Annotated in this window: 8 protein-coding genes; 3 read left to right on the top strand and 5 right to left on the bottom strand. The window is 63.3% G+C overall.

The window, feature by feature from the left end; genetic code table 11:
• From EN925_RS20210 to EN925_RS20195, 3 genes are all read left to right on the top strand, one after another.
• On the top strand, window positions 1-1,030 hold a 1,030-nt coding region (locus tag EN925_RS20210; RefSeq protein ID WP_164894295.1), incomplete at its 5' end, for a phosphotransferase family protein.
• A gap of 165 nt (window positions 1,031-1,195) precedes the next feature.
• Entirely contained in the window at window positions 1,196-1,840 is a 645-nt protein-coding gene (locus tag EN925_RS20200; RefSeq protein WP_013529665.1) for a TetR/AcrR family transcriptional regulator, read from the top strand.
• A 206-nt stretch (window positions 1,841-2,046) separates the two neighbouring features.
• Complete coding sequence (locus tag EN925_RS20195) at window positions 2,047-2,295, top strand: DUF680 domain-containing protein (protein ID WP_013529664.1); 249 nt, start codon at window positions 2,047-2,049, stop codon at window positions 2,293-2,295.
• A gap of 42 nt (window positions 2,296-2,337) precedes the next feature.
• On the opposite strand, the gene EN925_RS20190 is transcribed toward EN925_RS20195, so the two are convergent.
• The 5 genes from EN925_RS20190 to EN925_RS20170 form a co-directional block, all read right to left on the bottom strand.
• Window positions 2,338-3,387: a Gfo/Idh/MocA family oxidoreductase gene (locus EN925_RS20190; RefSeq protein WP_127384932.1), complete on the bottom strand. Its 1,050-nt coding sequence runs from the start codon at window positions 3,385-3,387 to the stop codon at window positions 2,338-2,340.
• 69 nt (window positions 3,388-3,456) lie between these two features.
• Window positions 3,457-4,242: a ThuA domain-containing protein gene (locus EN925_RS20185; protein ID WP_127384933.1), complete on the bottom strand. Its 786-nt coding sequence runs from the start codon at window positions 4,240-4,242 to the stop codon at window positions 3,457-3,459.
• 77 nt (window positions 4,243-4,319) lie between these two features.
• A complete protein-coding gene (locus EN925_RS20180; RefSeq protein ID WP_024502775.1) occupies window positions 4,320-4,550 on the bottom strand; it encodes a hypothetical protein in 231 nt (76 codons plus the stop codon).
• A 60-nt stretch (window positions 4,551-4,610) separates the two neighbouring features.
• Entirely contained in the window at window positions 4,611-5,195 is a 585-nt protein-coding gene (locus EN925_RS20175) for a sarcosine oxidase subunit gamma (RefSeq protein ID WP_127388358.1), read from the bottom strand.
• Window positions 5,188-5,837 (bottom strand): aminomethyltransferase family protein (locus EN925_RS20170; RefSeq protein ID WP_245487249.1); only part of this gene is annotated, 650 nt, incomplete at its 5' end. The genes EN925_RS20175 and EN925_RS20170, both read right to left, overlap by 8 nt.

The raw sequence follows: 5,837 nt of genomic DNA, 5'->3' as shown, positions 1-5,837 counted from the left end.
GAGTGATCCCGTTCTCGACCAGGCAGCGCTTGCGCCTTACCTCGAGGCGAACATACCGGGCTTTTCCGGGCTTGCTGCAGTCGAGAAGCTCAAATCCGGCCAATCGAACCCGACCTACCTTTTGACGGCGGCAAGCGGCCGTTACGTGCTGCGCGCCAAGCCGCCGGGGCAATTGCTGAAATCGGCGCACCAGGTCGACCGCGAATTCAGGGTGATGAGCGCGCTTGCCGGCACCGCCGTGCCTGTGCCTGCCATGCTGCACCTGTCGGCGGAAGGCTCGCCCATCGGCCGCATGTTCTACGTGATGGATTTCCTCGACGGCCGCATTTTCTGGGATCCGGCCCTGCCGGAGGCTGGCGACAATGATGAACGCGCCGCCATCTACGATGCCATGAACGACACCCTCGCCGCCCTGCACGAGGTCGATGTCGAGACTGTGGGGCTCGGCGATTTCGGCCGGCCGGGCAATTATTTCGAGCGCCAACTGGCGCGCTGGACGAGCCAGTACCGTGCCTCGGAAACCGGCACCGTCGCCGACATGGACCGGCTGATTGCCTGGTTGGAAACGCATATGCCCGTAGATGACGGCCGGATCTCACTGGTCCATGGCGACTACCGGCTGGACAATCTGATCTTCGCGCCGGACCGGCCAACGGTTCTGGCAGTGCTCGACTGGGAACTTTCGACATCAGGCCACCCCTTCGCCGATATCGCCTATCAATGCATGCAATGGCGGCTGCCGCACGCTTCCGGCTTTCGCGGCCTGGGCGGTATCGATCGTTCCGCACTCGGCCTGCCTTCCGAAGAGGACTACGTCGCCGCCTACTGCCGGCGGCGCGGGCTCACCGGTATCGGCAACTGGACGTTCTTCCTCGCCTTTTCCTTCTTCCGGCTGGCTGCCATCTGCCAGGGCGTCTTCAAGCGGGCGCTGGACGGCAACGCCTCCAATCCCGAGAAGGCGAAAACCTATGGCGAGGCGGTGAAACTGCTTTCGTGTCTTGCCGCAGAACTGATCGACAGGGAGGCGTGATGGGCCATTTCGAGAGAGGAACGGTGCTGATCACGGGGCTGCCAAATTACGACAAGCGTCGGCACGATCCGAAGCATACCGTTTGGGAACTTCCCGTGCCCTTGTCCGTTTCCGTACAGCGTATATAATTTAGCCAGCCACCAACCCAACCGAAGGCACCAGATCTTGCCGCAGAGCGTCCAGACACGCCGCGAGAAACAAAAAGCAGAACTGCGCTCCGAATTGCTCGAGGCCGCGCATAAGCTTGTCCAGGAAGAGGGCTATGAGGGCCTGACCATCCGCAAGCTGGCCAAGCGGGTCGGCTACGCCCCGATGTCCGTTTATTCCTACTTCGCCGACAAGCAGGACATCCTGTTCGCTCTGGCCGAGGACGCATTCGAGACGCTTGCTCGCCGCATCGAGGAGCATCCGTCCGATGATCCGATCGCAGCCTTGCAGGCGGTGATGACGGAATATGCCGCCTTCGGGCTCGGCAATCCCAACGAATACCGCACCGTATTCATGACCGAAAAGACCAAGCTGCCGGAAGGCAGGAGCTACGACGACATGGAAGAGAGCAACCCGGCGATGAAGGCGCTGATCAGCCGGGTCGAGGCCTGCGTTGCCGCCGGAAAATTGCAGGGCGATCCGCGCGCCATCGCCACCATGCTGTGGGCGGTCGGCCACGGCACGATCTCGCTGCTCATCACCTTTCCATTCTACCCCTTCGGCGACCCGCAGGCCTTCGTGAAGCGGATGTGCGATTTCACGCTCGCCACGCTCAGCACGCAAAACGTCCCGCCATTGACCGAGACACCGGTCAACTGCTGAACGCCGTTCCCTTTCATTTCCATATTTTCTCTCCGCCCCAGCCAGACCCTGGGGGGATTTCTTGGTTAACGAAAAATTTATCGTACGCGTACGGTTTTCCCTTGAATTCCCAATCGACGGCGTATATGTACAGTCTATCGTACATGTACGAGAAAAATTCACCCGTCGGTACGAATTGAATTCGACCCGGAAACCGGAGACTGACAATGAAAAAGACACTCCTCACCCTCGCCGCCGTGCTGGCACTTTCGGGCTCGGCTTTCGCCGCCAACACCACCCATCCGGTCAAGCATGCGCCGGTGGCGGCCTGCGTTGACACCAAGACCAATCTGAAGCTCGATTGCGCTTCGACCGGTTCGGTCGAGAAGAAGGGTGCCACGGAAAACACCGCTGAAGGCAAGGGCCCGCGGCTCGGCATCAGCATCAATCCGTGGATTGTGCCGAGCGCATTCTGATATCAGCAAAGATCACGTCTGGCCGGCACAAGCCGGCCAGCTTCAAGCGACCGAAATCGGCAGCTTCGCCGCTGAACTCTCAAAGGCTGCGTCGATCAGCTTCTGCATGTCGGCGGCGCGCCGGAACGACGGATCGCCATTCCGGCCTGCATCCAGCGCATCGGCAAAGCGTCGCGCATTGCGCTTGACACTGGGCAGATCCAAAGTCCGCCAGCGCTGAAGATCGACATCCCCGCCGAGGCAGGCCGACAGGCTCGATGCCTTGCCGTCGGTCTCGACCTTGATAGCGCCCTGGGTGCCGTGCAGGGCCAGCGACAAATCGTTGGCGTGACCGGTCATGTAGCGGCTCGCCACGATCGTGGCAAGCGCGCCGCAATCGAGCCGCGCCGTCATTGCCACGCTGTCATTGGCGTCCAGCACATAGTCGCCGATGCGCTCGCCCTCGGCCTTCGGAAACGTCACCAGATCGGCATGCAGGCTGACGATATCCTGGCCGGCGCCATAGGTGGCGAAATCCAGGATATGGATGCCGACATCGCCCAGCACGCCGGTCGAGCCGTGCCGGCTGGACAAGCGCCACAGCCATTTGTCCTCGACCCGCCAGTCACCCCATGATTTGCTGACCAGCCAGCTTTGCCGGTAGCTCGCCTCGACATGGCGCAACGCGCCGATCTCGCCGGCCTGAACCATGCGCCGCGCCTCGTGGATCGCCGGTGAGTTGCGATAGGTGAGGTTGACCATGTTGATCACCCCGGCAGCCTCGGCCGCTTGCGTCATATCAAACGCGTCGGCGTAGTTCGGCGCCAGCGGCTTTTCGCAAAACACATGTTTTCCCACGCCGAGCAGCGCCAGCGTCGTCGCCCTATGCGCACCATCCGGCGTCGCGTTGATGGCGGCATCGAACTGGCCCCAGGCGATCGCCGCCTCCAGGCTCTCGAAAGAATCGCCGATCTTGCTGGCCGCGGCGAACGCCGCAGCGCGACCGGGCAACTGGTCGACACAGGCGACGATGCTGCAGCCGGGAATCCCGGCAAACTCCTCGACATGATGCCCGGCGATACCGCCGGTGCCGAGCAGAAGAATTCGATGCATTAGCCCCAAGCCCCCAAAATCAACTCACGCCTTGGGCAACTCAGGCCCGATCAGCTCAGGCCGCCCCAATCAGCTCAGGCCCTTGTCGCCATCGGCATGCAGGCGCAGCCCCTTCTGCACGATCTTCTCCTTGGCCGCATCCGTCGGCACGTTCGGCGCATTGGTGATGCCGGACCATGCCGGCGCCGGGTTGTGCGCCCAATGGACGGCGTTGCGCAGCACCTGCTGCACGCCCTGATTGTGATAGATCGGATAGGTCTCGTGGCCGGGCGAGAAGTAGAAGATCCGTCCCGCGCCGCGCTGGTAGGTCAGCCCGGACCGGAACACCTCGCCGCCCTCGTACCAGGAGACGAACACCGTCTCCAGCGGCTCCGGCACCGCGAACGGCTCGCCATACATTTCGGTCTCGCCGATCTCCAGGCACTCGCCGATGCCTTGCGCGATCGGGTGGCCGCGGTTGATCGCCCAGACGCGCTCGCGCTCGCCCGCCTCGCGCCATTTCAGCGAACAGGGCGTGCCCATCAGCCGCTTGAAGATCTTTGAGTAGTGACCGGAATGGAGCACGATCAGGCCCATCCCTTCCCACACCCGCTTCTGCACCCGCTCGACGATCTCGTCCTTGACCTCGCCATGCGCCGCGTGGCCCCACCACAAAAGCACGTCGGTGGCCGCCAGGCGCTTTTCGCTCAGGCCGTGCTCGGGCTCCTGCAAGGTGGCGGTGGCCGCCTCGATGCCCTTGTCCTGGTTGAGCGCGGCGGCGATGGTGCCGTGCATCCCCAAGGGATAGAGTTCGCGCACGGCTTCATTGGTCTGCTCGTGGACGTTCTCGCCCCAAACGATCGCTTTTGTCGGCATTTTCATCTCCCAAAGCGCTTTAAATAGCACGCCCAAGGAGATTGAGAAGGTCCGATGCGATCTGGCCCGATGGAATACTAGGTCTTGCGCTTCTTGCGCCCCGGCACGGTCTTGGCCTTGCCCGGTTTCGCCGGTGCGCCGGGGATGGCGGTTCCGGTAATGGATACCGGATCGCTGGCCGGGAACGTGTCTTCAAGGCCTTCCTCGAGTTCCTCTTCGGCGCTCGGGGCTTCATGTCGCTCATGTTCGAGCGAGCGGACGGCCGATGTCTTTTTGACCGGCGACTTCGGCGCGGAATTCGACGGCATCGGCATTTCTCCCTCGGCGTGCGGATGCAGAACGAGCGTGCCCTGCAAAACGTTCCGAGTTCAGACCGCCGCGTCGCGCGATCCCTCGGACAGGAAAGTAAAGACATAGTCCGAGAAGGAACGCCAGCATTCGACCCGGAAGGCATCGGCGGCTGTGCGCAACAGCACGATCTCGGTCTTGCCCAGAATGGTGCGCGACGCCGCGCCCACCGGGAAGGCGTCGAGCGACAGATCCTGCGGACAGCCCGCATTGATCGTCGCCGCTGCCCCGGCGCCCGTCACTGATATCGCGATGTTGCGATGCGAGACGCCGACCGCCGAATGCAACGCGGCAACCCCGGCGCAATCGGCGAGCGGATCGTTGCCGGTCTCGTCGATGACGAGCCATTCGTCGGGGCCGAGCCACAAGGCGATACGTCCGGCCTTCGAGGCGGATGTCTTCGGCTTTTTCGGCAAGGTCACGCCGAGCGCCTTCGAAAGCGCCGCGACCGACGCCTCCGGCGCACGCAATGAAATCCGCTCGGCCGGCGGCAAGACCTCGACCTTGGCGCCGGCAGCAGTGGTGCTGCGTCCAGCCAGCGCCGGACGGCGTTCCACCGAAGGCGATGCAGCCGGCGTCGTCTTTCTTGCAGCGGCCTTAGCCATTGAGGCGCCCTCCCGTCTCGTCGAAGAACACCATGCTGGTAACCTCCACTTCGATCACCCCGTTCGGCATCGGCACGTAGAGGGTCTCGCCCATCCGGTCGCGGCCGCCGGCGACCAGCGCCAGCGCGATCGAGCGGCCGCAATTTTCCGACCAGTAGCTCGAAGTGACATGGCCGATCATCTTCATCGGGATCGCCTGCTTCGGATCCTCGACGATCTGCGCGCCTTCTTCGAGCACCACCTTGGGATCTTTGGTCTTGAGGCCCACCAGCTGCTTGCGGCCCTTGGCGACAAGGTCCGGCCGAGTCAGGCCGCGGATGCCGACGAAATCGGTCTTCTTCTTGCCGACCGCCCAGTCGAGACCGGCATCGTTCGGCGTCACCGTGCCGTCAGTGTCCTGGCCGACGATGATGTAGCCCTTTTCGGCGCGCAGCACGTGCATCGCCTCGGTGCCGTAGGCCGCCGCGCCATGCTTCTGGCCTTCGGCCCACAGCGCTTCCCAGACCGCCTGGCCGTAGTCGGCAGGCACGTTGACCTCGAAGCCCCGCTCGCCGGTGAACGACATGCGGAACAACCTCGTCGGCACGCCGCAGATCTTGCCTTCGCGCACCGACATATGCGGCAGCGCCTCGTCCGACATGT

This window comes from Mesorhizobium sp. M7A.F.Ca.US.006.04.2.1 (genome assembly GCF_004022915.1).
GTDB classification, from domain to species: domain Bacteria; phylum Pseudomonadota; class Alphaproteobacteria; order Rhizobiales; family Rhizobiaceae; genus Mesorhizobium; species Mesorhizobium ciceri.
This window is presented reverse-complemented; position numbering and strand designations above follow the sequence as displayed.

Coding starts and splice junctions, on each gene's coding strand:
- EN925_RS20190 (WP_127384932.1), bottom strand. CDS start 3,387: ATGCATCGAATTCTTCTGCTCGGCACCGGCGGTATCGCCGGGCATCAT.
- EN925_RS20185 (WP_127384933.1), bottom strand. CDS start 4,242: ATGCCGACAAAAGCGATCGTTTGGGGCGAGAACGTCCACGAGCAGACC.
- EN925_RS20195 (WP_013529664.1), top strand. CDS start 2,047: ATGAAAAAGACACTCCTCACCCTCGCCGCCGTGCTGGCACTTTCGGGC.
- EN925_RS20180 (WP_024502775.1), bottom strand. CDS start 4,550: ATGCCGTCGAATTCCGCGCCGAAGTCGCCGGTCAAAAAGACATCGGCC.
- EN925_RS20175 (WP_127388358.1), bottom strand. CDS start 5,195: ATGGCTAAGGCCGCTGCAAGAAAGACGACGCCGGCTGCATCGCCTTCG.